Below are 15690 nucleotides of genomic sequence, written 5' to 3' on the forward strand. Positions count from 1 at the left end.
TAAAGCAACCGCTTCTTTTAATCTCGTAACATTTTTGTATCTTGCTACTTGCGCATGATACAATTTATACTCAATTCTAAAATTATTAAAACGGATGAAAACTCTGGAATCACATTATCAGATTTCATTAGAGAACATCAACACTTAAAAGGAACTAAAATTGGTTGCCGAGAAGGAGACTGTGGAGCTTGCACTGTTTTAATTGGCACCTTAAACAACGGCACAGTTAGTTACCAAAATATAACCTCTTGTATTTCTCCACTAGGAAATGCAAATGGTAAACACGTAGTAACTGTAGAAGGTATTAATCTTCCAAAAAAACTAAATACAGTACAAGAAGCGATGGCAACTAATTTTGCAACGCAATGTGGCTTTTGTACACCTGGTTTTGTGGTTTCTATGACTGGTTTTGCTTTAGACAATACAAAAATTTTAAATTCTTGCAATGACGCTATTAGCGGTAATATTTGCAGGTGTACAGGGTATAAATCTATCGAAAAAGCTGGTTTTGAAATTGAAGAGAAACTAAAAACACAAGATAAAAACCATCAAATTGAATGGTTGATAAAAGAAGGTTTTATACCTGATTATTTTGAAACAATTCCGGATAAATTAAAAGGGTTAATAATAGAGAAACTAAATTCAGATGGACAAATTGTCGCAAATGGCACCGATTTGTATGTGCGTAATGCAGCTAAATTATCCGAAGAAAAAGTGCACTTAATTGCAAATGATACAAGTTTAAAAGGAATTTATCTTAAAAATAATGTTTTTACAATTGGCGCAAATACTACTGTTACAGAACTTCTAGAAAATGAGGACTTCAGAAATAATATTACAGGTTTAAAATCATTTCTAAAAATTATTTCATCAGAACCTATTAGAAATATGGGTACTTTAGGTGGTAATTTTGTAAATGCTTCACCAATTGGCGATATGTCTATTTTCTTTTTAGCATTAAACGCAACCTTATTAATTCAGCATAAAAACGGAAAAGAAAGATCAATTCCTTTTCAAGAGTTTCATAAAGATTATAAAAAATACGACTTACAGAAAGATGAAATTTTAAAATCGATTTCCTTTTCTAAACTTAAAAATAACTCCTTTTTTAATTTCGAAAAAGTAAGTAAGCGAACGCATTTAGATATTGCTTCCGTAAATACTGCTTTTAGTATTTCTGTAAAAGAAAATCTAATTAGTGCCGTTCACTTTTCTATTGGTGGCGTTGCAGCCATCCCAAAATATGTACATAAAACAGCTGCTTTTTTAATAGGAAAAACAATCAACTCAGAAACAATCCTGCAAGCTGAAGAAATTTTACAATCAGAAATTTCACCAATTAGTGACGTAAGAGGCACAGCAACCTATAAAAGAATGTTAGCAAAACAATTGTTCTTTGCCCATTTTATAACGTTATTTCCAAACCAAGTAGCACTTAAAAAATTGATCCATTAATGAAAAATATAGACAGTTTTACACACGTTCGTGGCGAATCGCTTTTTGTTGATGATTTAATTTGTAGGCAAGATGCCTTAATTGGTTTGTGTTTTGATTCTCCAAAAGCACACGGAAAGATTATTAGTGTAGATTATACCAAAGCAGAAGCTTTAGAAGGCGTAGAAAGAATATTTACGTATAAAGATGTTTTAGGCGAAAACCAAATTGGCGGTATCATTCCTGATGAACCTTTATGGGCTGAAAATGAAGTTCACTTTTGGGGACAACCAATTGCATTTATTGTTGCGAAAACAGATGCAATTGCAAAAAAAGCAAGAGCTTTAATAACCATAGAAATAGAAGAATTACCAATAATTACCACTGCAAAAGAAGCAAAAGAAAAAGGAAGTTTTATAAATGCACCACGTTCTTTTAATCTTGGTGAAACAGCAACTGCTTTTGCAAATTGCGATTTTGTTTTTGAAGGAGAAACTTTTTCTAACGGACAAGAACATTTGTATTTAGAAACGCAAGGCTGTTATGTGGTTCCGCAAGAAAACGGATCTATTAAAATAACTTCTTCTACACAAGGCCCCACTCAAGTGCAAAAAATTGCAGCCAGAGTGTTAGGAATTTCAATGCATAAAATTGAAGTTGACGTAATTAGATTAGGTGGTGGTTTTGGTGGTAAAGAAGACCAAGCAACACCTTGGGCCGTTATGGCAGCCGTTGCCGTGCAACATTTAAACAAACCTGTAAAGTATATGTTGAACAGACATGATGATATGCGAATGACAGGAAAACGTCATCCATATGCTTCATCCTTTAAAATTGGACTAACTAAAGACTTAAAAATTAAAGCTTTTGAAGCTGAGTTTTTACAAAATTCTGGTGCTGCTGCAGATTTATCTCCAGCAATTGCAGAAAGAACTTTATTCCACGCAACCAACAGTTATTTTATACCTAATGTAAAAACGACTGTGTACAGCTGTAAAACTAATTTACCGCCCAATACAGCGTTTAGAGGTTTTGGTGGTCCGCAAGGAATGTTTGTGATTGAAAGTGCGATTGCAAAAGCTGCAGATGCATTGGCAATTGATAAAAGTAAAATACAAGAAGCTAATTTATTAGAAGAGAATAACGAATTTTCTTACGGACAAATAGCGAAAGAAGTACAAGCAAAGAAAACATGGTTTTCAGCTAAAGAAAAATTTGAGTTAGAAAAACTTCAAAAAGAAGTTAAAGTTTTTAACAAAGAAAATCAAGTATATAAAAAAGGAATTTCTTTAATGCCAATTGCATTTGGTATTTCGTTTACAAACACCTCTATGAATCATGCCCGAGCATTAATTCATATTTATCAAGATGGTAGTGTTGGCGTTTCTACTGGTGCTGTAGAAATGGGCCAAAGTGTAAACACAAAAATGTTACAAGTTGCGCAAGATATTCTTGGCATTTCTGCAAACAAACTAAAAATTGAAACTACAAATACAACTCGTGTTGCAAACACATCGCCTTCTGCTGCAAGTTCTACTGCCGATTTAAACGGAAAAGCTGTTGAAATGGCTTGTAACTCGTTAATTAAAAGGTTAACGAAAGTTGCTGCTAAAATGCTGCTTTCATCCGAAGAAAAGATTCATTTTAAAAAGGATTTTATTTTTGTTGAGAGAGAAAAATCAGAATTAACTTGGAATGCATTAATTGCACAAGCGATGTTAGAACGCGTTTCCTTATCAGAAAACGCACATTATGCAACACCAATTATCAACTTTGATAAAACAAAAGAGAAAGGACATCCTTTTGCATATCACGTTTACGGAACCGCAATTACAACGGTTACCGTAGATTGTATTCGTGGAATTTATGAAATTGAAAATGTAAAAATTGTACATGATTTTGGAAAATCGATGAATATTGGTATTGATACCGGTCAAGTTGAAGGCGCATTGGTACAAGGAATCGGTTGGATGACTATGGAGGAGATTTCATACAGTGAAGAAGGAAAGTTATTGTCAAACTCATTATCGACATATAAAATTCCTGATATCTTTTCATCCCCAAAAACAATAGAAACGATACCTTTAGAAACTGATGGAAATGAAATGGCTATTAGAAAATCAAAAGCTGTTGGAGAACCACCTTTAATGTACGGAATTGGTGTTTATTTTGCCATTCAGCAAGCTGTAAAGGAATTTAACCCGAACTATAAAATAAAGTTCCATGCACCTTTTACTCCGGAAAAAGTAGTAATGGGATTGTATGAAAAATAACCACATTAGACTTCAGTTTACCAAACAGAACATCCTTAAAGGCGCACTCATTTATAGTGCTGGTGATAGTATTGCTGCAATTTTATTAGATGAATTTTCTCTATTTAGATTACTAGGAATGATTCTCGTAGGTGCGACTATTTATGCGTTTGAAATACCAAATTATTTTAGTTGGATTGATAAGAAAACCACAAATTTATCTGGTGTAAAAAAGACTTTAGCAAAGACAGGATTGGCTATTGCTTATTTTAATCCTATTTGGATATTTAGACATTTAGCCTTTATCAAACTGTTTTCAGGTAATTTTAGTGACGTAAATTTCAATTTATTACAAATTGCAGGGATTTCGTTTTTAGTGAATATTCCTATTTCTTTTATCGCAAATTATACCATCCAAAATAAAATAAAATTAGACTGGCGCTTTATTGCAAGTGCTATTTTCTCGGCAATTATGGCAATTTATTATGCTTTAAGTGAAACCATCTTTCAATGAAAATCTGGCAACATATTTTAACGAAACTACAAGATAATCAAACCGTTTATCTACTTACTGTTATAGAAAATTCTGGAAGTTCGCCTGGTAGAAAAGGTTTTAAAATGATGGTTGCTAAAGATGGCTTTATCTTTGGTTCTATTGGTGGTGGTATTATGGAATTTACCCTTGTAGAAGAATGTCTGCAGCTTTTAAAAGAAGAAAAGACCTCCATATTTATAAAAAAACAAATTCACAAAGGAAAAATTAAAGATGGCTCTGGTATGATTTGTTCTGGCAAGCAAACGGTTGTTTTTCATCCTTTAAATAAAAATAATATTGCTGATATAAAATCAATTAGTACTGCACTTAAAAAGAATACTCAAGGAATATTGAGGCTCTCCCCTACTTCGTTCTCATTTGCAGATAAAGCAGCCGATTGCAGATTTAAATACGAGATAAACGCTTTAGAAAATTGGTTTTTTGAAGAGCAAATTAACTACAAAGAAACCCTTTATATTGTGGGTGGTGGCCATGTAAGTTTAGCGGTAACAAAAACATTTATACAACTTGGTTTTCATGTAATTGTTTTAGACAATAGACCAAACCTAAACACCTTTGTAGCTAATAGTTTTGCAAGTGAAAAAAAGATTATTAACTATGAATTCATCAATACTTATATTCAAAAAGAGAGCACTACTTATATTGTTATTATGACGAATACCTATATTGATGATCTATTCGTATTGCGTAAACTCATTAAAAACAACTATAATTTTGTGGGTGTGTTAGGAAGTAAAGCAAAGTTAAAAACAATGTGGCACGTATTACTCAAAGAAGGTTTTACACAACAAGAATTAGATAAAATACGCGCTCCTGTTGGTTTATCTATAAAAAGCGAAACACCCGAAGAAATAGCAATTAGCATTGCAGCACAGCTCATTCAATTTAAAAATAACTAATACCAATTTAATTTTCTAATGTCTTGCTGTTACTATAAATAAGGGGTCAAAATTTCTGTAAATTATATTCTAATTTCAATTCTCTTACCGAATGTCAGCCTGAGCTTGTCGAAGACTTTTTAGTTAACTTAGGCTACACTTCGACCAGCTCAGTGTAACATTGTTAGCTTTAATTGTTTTAGCGTCAATGTATACTTAAATTGGTATAATCGCCGTAATGACTTTTAGTCTGGAATAGAAAAAAGGTAACAATTTAAAATTGTTACCTTTTTTTATACTTAAACTAAACTGTCGTAATTATTTTAAAACGTAGAAGTAATGTTTAATGCAACTTCACTCCATGTTTTAGAAACGCCGTCTGCACCTCTGTGTAAATCTAAACATACAGTATTTAAAGATGCTAATGCAGCTGATGCATTCCAATCATTAACATCCATTACAGCTTTCATATTAAAAGTCTTGTCTACAATTGTGTATGTAAAAGGTACTTTTTGACTAATTCCGTTCATTTTGATTTCTGCTACTCCACTTACATCATCTGTTAACGTTAATTTACCAGAAAGTAACTTTGTGTTGTCCATCATCCCAAAAAAGAACTTTTTAATTTTGTAATCTCTACTAGTATCTTTGGTAAAAAGACTGCTAACAGGAATTGAAAATTCAGTGTTATTAATTGCTTCTTTTACATTCGCACCTTCACCACCCGAAATAACATCTACTTTATTAAATTGACCACCAACACCTATTTTTTCGGTAGTTTTATATGCTGTAAAGTTAATTTCATTATTGGCGTTCGATACCGCAAAAGGTGCGTTACTTTTACTAGTAGCTTCTAATGCTTCTGTTGATTCTGTTTTGCCATCTTCTTTTTTAGCATCCGATTTACATGCAGTAAAGTTAAATGCGGTTGCAATCACTAAAAACGATATAATAAATATTTTTTTCATAATTATAGTTATTTAAAATTCTTTTTAATTGTTTAATATTCTTTGGCAAGTTTTATGTATTCTTTTTTTGCCTTTTCTGCAGACATGCCATTTAATTGCACCCATGCATTAAATTTAAATGCACTTCTAACATCTATACCACTGTTAAAAGAAAATTTATTACCAAAATTTGCTTGCTTATAATAAGCATAAAATTTTAGCATAATATCTGGAGCGACAGCTTCTTTCAGCTTCGAAATTTTGTCGAAAGCAGCTTTATACTCGATATCTAAATCCGATTTATTTTTCTGCGATAACTTGGACACCACCTTTTACTTTATCTCCTAAATTTACATTGATCTTAGTTCCTAATGGTAAATAAATATCTACCCTAGAACCAAACTTAATAAAACCTGCATCTGTACCTTGCACAACTTTATCTCCTTCTTTAGCATAATTTACAATTCTCTTAGCTAATGCACCTGCAATCTGTCTGTATAATATAGTACCGATAGATTTATTTTCGATAACCACCGTCGTTCGTTCATTTTCTGTTGATGACTTTGGATGCCAAGCAACTAAAAATTTTCCTGGATGGTATTTACTATATTTTATAACTCCACTCATAGCGTATCTTGTAACATGCACATTTATAGGAGACATAAAAATAGACACTTGAATTCTTTTATCTTTAAAAAATTCTGTTTCCTCTACTTCTTCAATAACTACAACCTTACCATCTACGGGTGCTATAATTTGATTTTCATTTAAATTGGTAAACCTTTTAGGATTTCTAAAAAATTGCAATACAATAACTACAAAGCCTAAAATAATAACTTGAATAGTTTTTACCAACCAAGCAATATCAATAAAATTTTCTACCAATAAAATTGCAGAAATTGCAATAATAAAAGTTACAGAAATAATCTTATACCCTTCTTTATGAAAACGAATCATTTTTAAATTATAAAGTTAATATACAAATATACAAATGGTGCAGCAAACAACAAGCTATCTAGTCTATCTAAAATACCTCCATGTCCTGGCATTATGCTACCACTATCTTTAATTTTAGCTTGCCTTTTAAATTTTGATTCAACTAAATCTCCTATTGTACCTACTACAGATACAATGAGTCCTATAATTAACCAATTTAACAAAGAAAAATCAACATTAAATTTACTGATTAAAAAAGCGGTTAAAAGTGCAAAAGTTAAACCTCCAAGAAAACCTTCTACAGTTTTTTTTGGTGATACAGACGGAAACAACTTACGTGTTCCAAAATTTTTACCAACTAGAAAAGCAAATGAATCGTTTATCCAAATAATAGACAAAACACTAATCATTAAATAGGGATGGAAATTACCTTTATAAAAAGGAAGCAAAACCAAAAAGCAGATAGAAAATATTACATATCTAATAGTTACGCCTAACTTAGCTCTATCATTAAAAAAAGTGATTTGTTTTTTGGCAAATAATTGGTACATCAGAAACAAAGAAGAAGCAATAGTAACTGCTAAAACTAAAACGGTAGCATAGCTGTTTTGCCTTTGTATCATCAAAAATAAAACGAAAGCATAAAAAATGTAGGCTGCGTAGTTTTTTAAAGCTACCATTTTTGTGAATTCCCAAATACATAAAAACCCGAAAATTGTAGTTAATACTATATAAGATTCCTTTGACAATAGAATTGCAGATATAAATATTAAAACATATATTATTCCAGAAAGACTCCTTGTTAAGAGGTGGCGCATATTATAAATCTTCTAATAGCAACAAATATAAGTTTTTTGAATTACTGTTACCATAGTTTAAAAAATTATCATCACTATTATCAATAATATAATTTTTTATAGCAGAGATATTAGTAGGCAAACTCTTTGTCCTATTTGTTTTAATACCTGTTAAACCTTGACCCGTATCCTTAACTAGTTGACTTGTTGTTGCATACACAATAAAGTTGTCAGAAAACTCTCTTAACCTTGTACTTTTTAATTGATTTGACGAAAAGAGAATATCTCCGTTATCTGCAATTAAATGTTCGCAAGAAGTAAGTATTGGGGTGTTATCGTTAAATTTGTGTATTATTTTAACTTCATTCTTATTAAATAAAGAAGCTAAGCTTTCGTTTAACAAATAAATTTCATCCCAATTATTTTCTGAGAGCACTTTTTTAAAATTATCAATAACCTCTGCTTTATTTACACAATACAAAAACTTCCCTCCTTTTTTAAGAAAATTATGTACAAACAAATCATCAAGAGATAATTTTACCTCTTGTTTTTCTGTTTCTGTATCCTCATCTGTTTGGATATTAAAGAGCTTTTTAAAGAAATTCATTTAAAAATTATGCTTCAGGCGTATTATCTACTGCCGGTTTTTCTAGTACTTCTTTGATTGTTTCGTGCTCTACTTCTTCTGCTTCGCCAAAAGGTCTCTTACCAAAGATTTCTTGTAAGTCATCTTTAAAAATAACTTCTTTTTCTAATAACAAATCTGCTAATAACGTTAGCTTCTCTTTGTTATTTTCTAAAAGATCAATAGCTCTTTGATATTGTGTCTCGATCATTTTAGAGATTTCTTTATCAATTTTTCTACCAGTTTCTTCGCTATACGGTTTTACAAAAGCATCATTACCCGATGAATCATAATACGTAATATTACCAACTTCCTCGTTTAAACCATAGACAGTAATCATTGCTCTAGCTTGTTTCGTTACTTTTTCTAAATCGCTTAAAGCTCCTGTAGAAATTTTATTAAACATTACTTTTTCTGCAGCTCTACCTCCCATTGTAGCACACATTTCATCCAACATTTGTTCTGTTTGAACAATCATTCTTTCTGCTGGCAAATACCAAGCAGCTCCTAATGATTGTCCTCTTGGCACAATCGTAACCTTTACTAAAGGTGCAGCATGCTCTAACATCCAACTTACAGTTGCATGACCCGCTTCGTGAAACGCAATTACTTTCTTTTCTTTCGGTGTAATTACTTTATTTTTCTTCTCTAAACCACCAACAATTCTATCAACAGCATCTAAAAAATCTTGGTGATGAATTGCTTTTTTACCTGTTCTTGCGGCGATTAAAGCAGCTTCATTACACATATTTGCAATGTCTGCACCAGAAAAACCTGGAGTTTGTTGCGCTAGAAACCCTATTTTAACATCATCTGCTAATTTTAATGGTTTTATATGAACTTCAAAAATTTCTTTTCTTTCGTTAATATTTGGTAAATCAACATAAATCTGTCTGTCAAAACGACCTGCACGCATTAACGCACTATCTAAAACGTCTGCTCTGTTGGTTGCAGCTAATACAATAACATTTACATCGGTTCCAAAACCATCCATTTCGGTTAATAACTGGTTTAATGTGTTTTCACGTTCGTCATTACCACCTGTCATGTTATTTTTTCCACGAGCTCTACCAATTGCATCAATTTCATCAATAAAAATGATTGACGGCGATTTTTGAGCGGCTTGTTTAAACAAATCTCGAACTCTAGAAGCTCCAACACCCACAAACATTTCAACAAAATCTGAACCAGATAAAGAGAAAAAAGGAACATCTGCTTCACCAGCTACTGCTTTTGCTAATAAGGTTTTCCCTGTTCCTGGAGGACCTACTAATAAAGCTCCTTTTGGAATTTTACCTCCTAACGAAGTATATTTATCTGGGTTCTTTAAAAAATCTACAATTTCTTGTACTTCTTCTTTTGCTCCTTCTAAACCAGCAACATTTTCGAACGTAGTTTTTACTTTCGTGTCTTTATCAAATAATTTAGCTTTCGATTTACCAATGCTAAAAATTTGACCTCCACCGCCTGCGCCACCACCGGCACCAGACATTCTTCTCATAAAAAATAACCAAACTGCGATTAAAATAATAAATGGTAAAAAACCAAGAATAGCATCAAAAATGCTTGTGCTCTCTTTATTATCTACATCAACAATTAAATTATTCTCTTTTTTAATCGTTGCAATATTTTCTTCAAAAGTTCTTAAATCTCCAAAGTTATATTCGTAAACAGGAGATCCTGGTCTATAAAATGTTGTTGAAGTTTGCTTAGCATGTTTCGTCTTTTTAAGAGCTTCTGCCGTTAAAAACAACTGCGCAACATCTTTATTAATAACAACGATTTCTTTGATATCATTGTCTCTTAATATTTCTTCAAATTTATTTTTTGAAATACTTTTAGACGCCAAGTCGCCGCTACTAAAAAATTGTACTGCAATAATTACAATAAAAATTGCACCATAAATCCAGTACGAACTAAACTTAAACTTAGGTAAATTAGATTTATTCTCTTTATTTGAATCGCTCATTTTTTTATAAAATCAATAAGATTAAACTGGATTTATTACGGTAATTTTTGCGTCACCCCAAAGGCCTTCAATATCATAAAAGTCTCTAACATGTTTTTGAAAAACGTGCACTACTACATGAACGTAATCCATTAAAATCCACTCAGAATTTGTTTGCCCTTCTATGTGCCAAGGTTTGTCTTTAAGTGTTTTGCTAACTACTTTTTGAACCGAACCAGAAATTGCATTTACTTGTGTATTAGAATTTCCAGAACAGATTATAAAATAATCACAAACTGTATTTTCTATTTCTCTTAAATCTAATAATAAAATATTTTCTCCCTTAACATCATCTATCCCCTTAATAATCACAGAGATTAAATCATCGATGCTTGCTTGCTTTTTTGCCATTAATATTTTTTCTAATTTAGTGCAAAGTTATTATTTTTTTGCGAGTATTTTATGTATTATTGAACTAGTTTACACTTTATTTAACACTTGAAAATAATCAAACTTAATGCCACCAATTCTACCAATTCTTTTTTAAAAGAATTAGGGCAAAATTCTGCGCTTGAAAACTTTACGGTTGTGGTTACGGGTGAACAAAAAAAAGGTCGTGGCCAACAAGAAAGCAAGTGGATCTCTGAACCTTTTAAAAACCTTACATTCAGTGTTTTTACGAATGATTTTGATTTAGAAATTAGACATCAAAAATATTTAAACTTCGCAATATCTCTAGGCGTATTTAACACCCTTGCACATCATAAAATCCCGAATCTTTCTATAAAATGGCCTAACGACATTTTGTCAGCAAACAAGAAAATCTGTGGCATTTTAATAGAAAACAATATTAAAGGTACTAAAATTAATAGTTCTATCATCGGTATTGGCTTAAATGTAAACCAAGAAAAATTTCCAGATACTATAAAAAATGTATCCTCTTTAAAAATTACTAGCAATTTAGAATTTGATTTAGATCGTTTATTGATCGAAATTGTTGAAAATTTAAAAAAGACAATACACCTGCTTTCATTAAAAGAATACCTAAAACTAGAAACAGATTACTTAACTGCTTTGTACAAAAACAAAATACCATCTATGTTTAAAGACAAAGATGGCATTTTATTTATGGGTAAAATTATAGGTGTTTCTAATTATGGCAATCTTCAAGTGGAATTAGAAGATGAAACCACTAGAGAATTCGGAGTGAAAGAAATTTCTTTCCTTTAAAGTTTTTCTAAATTATCGGTTAGCGTTTCAATAAAGTTGGTCAATGGTTTTTTAACCATCATTGCCATCATCATATTAAATTCGCCATTAAAATCTAACTGCACTTTAGAAGAAGCTTCATCAATCTCATCGATATTTGCAACCAATTCAAAACTTAATTTGCTACTTGCCGCTCCCAAAGTAATGTTCGAAAATTCTGTGCTTTCTTTTAAAACCAACCTTATTTCTGGCATTCCTTTTAATCCGAAGATAAAAGAATCGCCTTCTACCTCAAACTTCTGAATAGATGCTGGCATTAATTGCTCAAAGTTTTTTAAATCTGATAAAAACTCAAAAGTTTCTTTTTGAGATTTATTCACCACTACTTTTGTACCACTAATATTCATATTGTTTGTTTTTTATTGTTTCCACTCACTAGGGTTTGCGCTCCATTCTTGCAGTGTCTCTAATTCTTTTTCAGAAATATAATTACTATCTAACGCTTGTTCTAGAAGGTTTTTATAATTACTTAAGGTGGTTAAATGAATGTTCTTTGCTTTAAAATTATCTTCAGCAACTTTAAAACCATAGGTAAAAATAGCCACCATTCCTTTCACCACAGCGCCAGCTTCTTTTAAAGCTGCAACAGCATTTAAACTACTATTACCTGTGCTTATTAAATCTTCGATAACCACCACATTTTGCCCACTTTCTAAATGGCCTTCAATTTGGTTTTTTCTACCGTGACTTTTAGGTTCTGGTCTTACATACACAAAAGGTACACCTAATTCTTGAGCAACCAAAACGCCAATAGCAATTGCGCCTGTAGCAACACCTGCAATTACATCTGGTTTACCATATTGTAGTTCTACAATCTTAGCAATTTCTTCTTTTAAGAAAATACGAACTGATGGAAAAGACAACGTTATTCTATTATCGCAATAAATAGGAGATTTCCAACCAGAAGCCCATTTAAAGGGATCGTGCGGACTTAGCTTTATTGCTTTAATTTGCAATAAATGCTCGGCTGTTTTTTTTGCGTTATCTTTGTTTAAAATCATACCGCAAATGTATAAAGTTTTTGTAAATGATAAACCAATTATTATCACATCTTCTCTAAAAAAAGAAAATAATTATCCGGTTTACGACTTTCAAAATATTATTTTTGATGATATCCTTCACAAGTTAAAAGACGAAACAATAAAAGGAATCAACCTTTACACCTCTAATTTAAAGGATGATTGGCTCATTTTCTTACAGAATATAGAAGTTATTCCTGCAGCCGGCGGCTTGGTTTTAAATCCTAAAAAAGAAGTGTTATTTATTTTTAGAAATAATTTTTGGGATTTACCAAAAGGAAAAATTGAAAAAGGAGAACGTATTGAAACTGCTGCAATTAGAGAGGTTGAAGAAGAATGTGGCATTTTTAATCTATCGATTATCAAAAAAATAACTATTACCTATCATATTTATTTTCACAAAGGCGCAAAACTAAAAGAAACCCACTGGTTTTTAATGAACTCAGACTTTAATGGACAATTAGTTCCGCAAACGGAAGAAGGCATTACAGCTGTTTGTTTTAAAAATGACACCGCAATTGATGAAGCTTTAAAAAACACTTTCGAAAATATTAAATTGGTTTATGATACGTATAAAGAAGGCTAAATTCAGTAACAAATGCTACTAAATGAGCTTCATTTATTTTACAGTAGTCTTTAACTTTTATTAAAACGTTATGCCTAAGTCTATCTAAAAAAAACCAACTACCTTTGCCGACTTTTAAAAGCTACTAAATTATGACTGAATTCATTAGAAAAATAATACCAAACGCAAAAGACGATGTGCTAGCAGGAATCACTGTTTCTTTAGCGATGATACCAGAAGTGGTAGCTTTTGCCTTTGTAGCTCAAATAGATCCTTTAGTGGCACTTTCCGGTGCATTTATCATTGGATTAATTACCGCTGTTTTTGGCGGAAGACCGGGTTTAATTTCTGGTGCTGCAGGTGCTGTTGCTGTTATTTTTGTAAGCATGATTTCTGAAGGGCATACAAAAGGAATGTTGTTTGACACGCCCATAGACAACATGGGTTATTTTTATTTACTAGCCTGTGTAATTTTAATGGGAGTAATACAAATTCTTGCAGGAGTTTTAAAATTAGGTCGTTTTGTACGTTTAATTCCGCATTCTGTAATGATGGGATTTGTAAACGGATTGGCAATTGTTATTTTCTGGGCACAAGTAAAAATGTTTACTCACAAATCTGTAAAGGTCTCAGAAAACGGTGTAAATGAATATGTAAGCACCTATATGTTTGGCAAAGAATTGTACATTATGCTTGGTTTTGTTGCTTTAACCATGGCTATTATTTGGTTATTACCAAAAATTACAAAGAAATTACCAGCCTCTTTAACGGCTATTTTAGTAACCACTTTTATCGTTATTTTTTCTGGTATAGAAGTTACAACCGTAGGCTCTTATATTATTGAAGGTGGCGGAACGGGTTTAAAAGGAGAATTCCCAACACCTAATTTAGAACTTTGGCAAAACTTACCTTTTAACCTAGATACTTTAACGTTTATTTTACCTTTTGCCTTTTTAGCGGCTTCGGTTGGCTTAATAGAGTCTTTAATGACAATGAATTTAGTAGATGAATTAACAGAAACTAGAGGAAACGGAAATAGAGAATGTGTTGCACAAGGTGCAGGAAATATTGTAAGTGGTCTTTTTGGGGGAACTGGTGGTTGCGGAATGATAGGACAAACTGTAATTAACATCAATGCGGGTGGTAGAGGACGTTTATCTGGAATAATGATGGCGTTAACCTTATTAACTTTTATTCTTTTTACTGATAAATTAATAGAACAAGTGCCAATTGCAGCTTTAATTGGTGTAATGTTTATGATGGTTATTGAAACTTTTGCTTGGTCTAGTTTTAGAATTTTAAAGAAAATACCTAAATCTGATGCTTTTGTTTTAATCATCGTTTCTGCTGTAACCGTTATTTTTGATCTTGCAATTGCCGTATTTGTAGGTGTAATTGTATCTGCATTGGTTTTTGCTTGGGAAAGCGCTAAAAAAATTAGAGCTAGAAAACGTATTAAAGAAGACGGTACGAAAGTATACGAAATTTGGGGACCGTTGTTCTTTGGAAGTATCGCTGCATTTAATGAAAAGTTTGATGTAAAAAACGACCCAGAAAAAGTAGAAATCGACTTTGTAGAAGCGCGTATTTCTGATCATTCTGCTATAGAAGCTATTTATGCATTGGTAGAAAAGTACCAAGCCGAAGGTAAAAGCATTCGATTAAAACATTTAAGTGAAGATTGTAAGGTGCTTTTATACAAAGCAAGTCCAATTTTTCTAGATATTATTGAAGAAGATATCGATGATCCTCGTTATCACTTAGCGGCTAACCCAGAGAAGTTTCCGAAATCTTTGAAGGAGTATAAGTTTTAAGAGGGATTTTAAACGTTTAGCAGGGAATAAAGTTTTATAATTATTATTTGTAGCTATTTCCTGCTTTACGTTGCAATCTTTTTATTCATTCTTCATAAAAAGGATTTCCACTGCAATCAGGGCTAGAAAACTAATTCTACAAAATATAGAATTGTCGTTAATTTGTTTATTTTAGTTATCAAACGGACGTACAATCTATGAAGTTAATTTAGGAATACAAACATCAATTTTTAATTTGGAAGCTATATATTTTAATTTAACTATCTGACCCACAGGTTATTTAAATTTATTTCAGTATCTTTAGATTATAAATTTTAAGATAAAATAGCTATGATTTCAGATTTAGAAGAAATAAGAAAATTAAAACATCCAAATTACAAAATAATGGAATTGGATAAAGATAAACTTCAAATTGAATTAAATTCTTGGTCTCGTGAAGATTTAATAGACTGGTTATCTTGGAATGATAGAAATGGTGTGTATAAAGATGAAGATTCTCTATTGGAGTTTGATAACATTTTAGGTAAAACAGAAGCTATTGCTATTATTACTAGGCAAATTTCTTGAGGTTGTTTAAAACAAAAAGAAGTCAAAAAGTGACGTACAGGTTTTAAACAGATAATTTTTATTTCTTAGTTTTTTTTTAAAAA

At 31.6% G+C, this 15690-nt stretch carries 17 protein-coding genes; 8 read left to right on the forward strand and 9 right to left on the reverse strand.

The window, feature by feature from the left end:
- Positions 1 to 54 precede the first annotated feature (54 nt).
- Genes BTO16_RS07595 through BTO16_RS07610 form a run of 4 tightly spaced genes read left to right on the forward strand, consistent with a single transcriptional unit; the run spans position 55 to position 5141 of the window.
- Complete coding sequence (locus tag BTO16_RS07595) at positions 55 to 1455, forward strand: FAD binding domain-containing protein (protein WP_105021007.1); 1401 nt, start codon at positions 55 to 57, stop codon at positions 1453 to 1455.
- Positions 1455 to 3707, forward strand: coding sequence for a xanthine dehydrogenase molybdopterin binding subunit (locus BTO16_RS07600; protein WP_105021008.1), 2253 nt, complete (start codon positions 1455 to 1457; stop codon positions 3705 to 3707). Before BTO16_RS07595 ends, BTO16_RS07600 begins: the two co-directional genes overlap by 1 nt.
- Positions 3697 to 4200 carry a hypothetical protein gene (locus tag BTO16_RS07605; protein WP_105021009.1) on the forward strand — a complete coding sequence of 168 codons (504 nt, stop codon included), beginning with the start codon at positions 3697 to 3699 and terminating at the stop codon, positions 4198 to 4200. The genes BTO16_RS07600 and BTO16_RS07605 overlap by 11 nt, the downstream gene beginning before the upstream one ends.
- Entirely contained in the window at positions 4197 to 5141 is a 945-nt protein-coding gene (locus BTO16_RS07610; RefSeq protein WP_105021010.1) for an XdhC family protein, read from the forward strand. Before BTO16_RS07605 ends, BTO16_RS07610 begins: the two co-directional genes overlap by 4 nt.
- A gap of 302 nt (positions 5142 to 5443) precedes the next feature.
- Here BTO16_RS07610 and BTO16_RS07615 read toward each other — a convergent pair whose 3' ends face one another.
- Genes BTO16_RS07615 through rsfS form a run of 7 tightly spaced genes read right to left on the reverse strand, consistent with a single transcriptional unit; the run spans position 5444 to position 10784 of the window.
- Positions 5444 to 6088, reverse strand: a complete 645-nt coding sequence (locus BTO16_RS07615; protein ID WP_105021011.1) for a YceI family protein — start codon at positions 6086 to 6088, stop codon at positions 5444 to 5446.
- Between the two features lie 32 nt (positions 6089 to 6120).
- Positions 6121 to 6393 (reverse strand): acyl-CoA-binding protein, encoded by a 273-nt coding sequence (locus BTO16_RS07620; RefSeq protein ID WP_105021012.1) that lies wholly within the window; start codon positions 6391 to 6393, stop codon positions 6121 to 6123.
- Positions 6368 to 7024: a phosphatidylserine decarboxylase family protein gene (locus BTO16_RS07625; RefSeq protein WP_105021013.1), complete on the reverse strand. Its 657-nt coding sequence runs from the start codon at positions 7022 to 7024 to the stop codon at positions 6368 to 6370. Before BTO16_RS07625 ends, BTO16_RS07620 begins: the two co-directional genes overlap by 26 nt.
- A 2-nt stretch (positions 7025 to 7026) precedes the next feature.
- On the reverse strand, positions 7027 to 7821 hold the full coding sequence (locus BTO16_RS07630; protein WP_105021014.1) for a phosphatidate cytidylyltransferase: 795 nt from the start codon (positions 7819 to 7821) through the stop codon (positions 7027 to 7029).
- A 1-nt stretch (position 7822) separates the two neighbouring features.
- Positions 7823 to 8407, reverse strand: coding sequence for an LUD domain-containing protein (locus BTO16_RS07635; RefSeq protein WP_105021015.1), 585 nt, complete (start codon positions 8405 to 8407; stop codon positions 7823 to 7825).
- A 7-nt stretch (positions 8408 to 8414) separates the two neighbouring features.
- Positions 8415 to 10394, reverse strand: coding sequence for an ATP-dependent zinc metalloprotease FtsH (gene ftsH, locus BTO16_RS07640; RefSeq protein ID WP_105021016.1), 1980 nt, complete (start codon positions 10392 to 10394; stop codon positions 8415 to 8417).
- A gap of 21 nt (positions 10395 to 10415) precedes the next feature.
- The gene (gene rsfS / locus BTO16_RS07645; RefSeq protein ID WP_105021017.1) at positions 10416 to 10784 is read right to left on the reverse strand and encodes a ribosome silencing factor; all 369 of its coding nucleotides are present in this window, start codon (positions 10782 to 10784) and stop codon (positions 10416 to 10418) included.
- 87 nt (positions 10785 to 10871) lie between these two features.
- On the opposite strand from rsfS, the gene BTO16_RS07650 reads away from it, so the two are divergent.
- The gene (locus tag BTO16_RS07650) at positions 10872 to 11603 is read left to right on the forward strand and encodes a biotin--[acetyl-CoA-carboxylase] ligase (protein ID WP_105021018.1); all 732 of its coding nucleotides are present in this window, start codon (positions 10872 to 10874) and stop codon (positions 11601 to 11603) included.
- On the opposite strand, the gene BTO16_RS07655 is transcribed toward BTO16_RS07650, so the two are convergent.
- Both BTO16_RS07655 and pyrE read right to left on the reverse strand, forming a co-directional pair.
- Positions 11600 to 11989: an orotate phosphoribosyltransferase gene (locus BTO16_RS07655; RefSeq protein ID WP_105021019.1), complete on the reverse strand. Its 390-nt coding sequence runs from the start codon at positions 11987 to 11989 to the stop codon at positions 11600 to 11602. The genes BTO16_RS07650 and BTO16_RS07655 overlap by 4 nt on opposite strands.
- A 12-nt stretch (positions 11990 to 12001) precedes the next feature.
- Positions 12002 to 12643 (reverse strand): orotate phosphoribosyltransferase, encoded by a 642-nt coding sequence (pyrE, locus tag BTO16_RS07660; RefSeq protein WP_105021020.1) that lies wholly within the window; start codon positions 12641 to 12643, stop codon positions 12002 to 12004.
- 7 nt (positions 12644 to 12650) lie between these two features.
- Here pyrE and BTO16_RS07665 point away from each other — a divergent pair, with 7 nt between their 5' ends.
- From BTO16_RS07665 to BTO16_RS07675, 3 genes are all read left to right on the forward strand, one after another.
- On the forward strand, positions 12651 to 13247 hold the full coding sequence (locus tag BTO16_RS07665; RefSeq protein ID WP_105021548.1) for an NUDIX hydrolase: 597 nt from the start codon (positions 12651 to 12653) through the stop codon (positions 13245 to 13247).
- A gap of 131 nt (positions 13248 to 13378) precedes the next feature.
- Positions 13379 to 15040, forward strand: a complete 1662-nt coding sequence (locus BTO16_RS07670; protein ID WP_105021021.1) for a SulP family inorganic anion transporter — start codon at positions 13379 to 13381, stop codon at positions 15038 to 15040.
- 330 nt (positions 15041 to 15370) lie between these two features.
- Positions 15371 to 15607 carry a hypothetical protein gene (locus BTO16_RS07675; protein ID WP_105021022.1) on the forward strand — a complete coding sequence of 79 codons (237 nt, stop codon included), beginning with the start codon at positions 15371 to 15373 and terminating at the stop codon, positions 15605 to 15607.
- Positions 15608 to 15690 lie beyond the last annotated feature (83 nt).

Origin of the sequence: Polaribacter glomeratus (assembly GCF_002954665.1) — a bacterium.
In the GTDB taxonomy this organism is placed as follows: Bacteria; Bacteroidota; Bacteroidia; order Flavobacteriales; family Flavobacteriaceae; genus Polaribacter; species Polaribacter glomeratus.

Coding starts and splice junctions, on each gene's coding strand:
- BTO16_RS07595 (WP_105021007.1), top strand. CDS start 55: ATGATACAATTTATACTCAATTCTAAAATTATTAAAACGGATGAAAAC.
- BTO16_RS07600 (WP_105021008.1), top strand. CDS start 1,455: ATGAAAAATATAGACAGTTTTACACACGTTCGTGGCGAATCGCTTTTT.
- BTO16_RS07605 (WP_105021009.1), top strand. CDS start 3,697: ATGAAAAATAACCACATTAGACTTCAGTTTACCAAACAGAACATCCTT.
- BTO16_RS07610 (WP_105021010.1), top strand. CDS start 4,197: ATGAAAATCTGGCAACATATTTTAACGAAACTACAAGATAATCAAACC.
- BTO16_RS07615 (WP_105021011.1), bottom strand. CDS start 6,088: ATGAAAAAAATATTTATTATATCGTTTTTAGTGATTGCAACCGCATTT.
- BTO16_RS07625 (WP_105021013.1), bottom strand. CDS start 7,024: ATGATTCGTTTTCATAAAGAAGGGTATAAGATTATTTCTGTAACTTTT.
- BTO16_RS07630 (WP_105021014.1), bottom strand. CDS start 7,821: ATGCGCCACCTCTTAACAAGGAGTCTTTCTGGAATAATATATGTTTTA.
- BTO16_RS07635 (WP_105021015.1), bottom strand. CDS start 8,407: ATGAATTTCTTTAAAAAGCTCTTTAATATCCAAACAGATGAGGATACA.
- ftsH (WP_105021016.1), bottom strand. CDS start 10,394: ATGAGCGATTCAAATAAAGAGAATAAATCTAATTTACCTAAGTTTAAG.
- rsfS (WP_105021017.1), bottom strand. CDS start 10,784: ATGGCAAAAAAGCAAGCAAGCATCGATGATTTAATCTCTGTGATTATT.
- BTO16_RS07655 (WP_105021019.1), bottom strand. CDS start 11,989: ATGAATATTAGTGGTACAAAAGTAGTGGTGAATAAATCTCAAAAAGAA.
- pyrE (WP_105021020.1), bottom strand. CDS start 12,643: ATGATTTTAAACAAAGATAACGCAAAAAAAACAGCCGAGCATTTATTG.
- BTO16_RS07665 (WP_105021548.1), top strand. CDS start 12,651: ATGTATAAAGTTTTTGTAAATGATAAACCAATTATTATCACATCTTCT.
- BTO16_RS07670 (WP_105021021.1), top strand. CDS start 13,379: ATGACTGAATTCATTAGAAAAATAATACCAAACGCAAAAGACGATGTG.
- BTO16_RS07675 (WP_105021022.1), top strand. CDS start 15,371: ATGATTTCAGATTTAGAAGAAATAAGAAAATTAAAACATCCAAATTAC.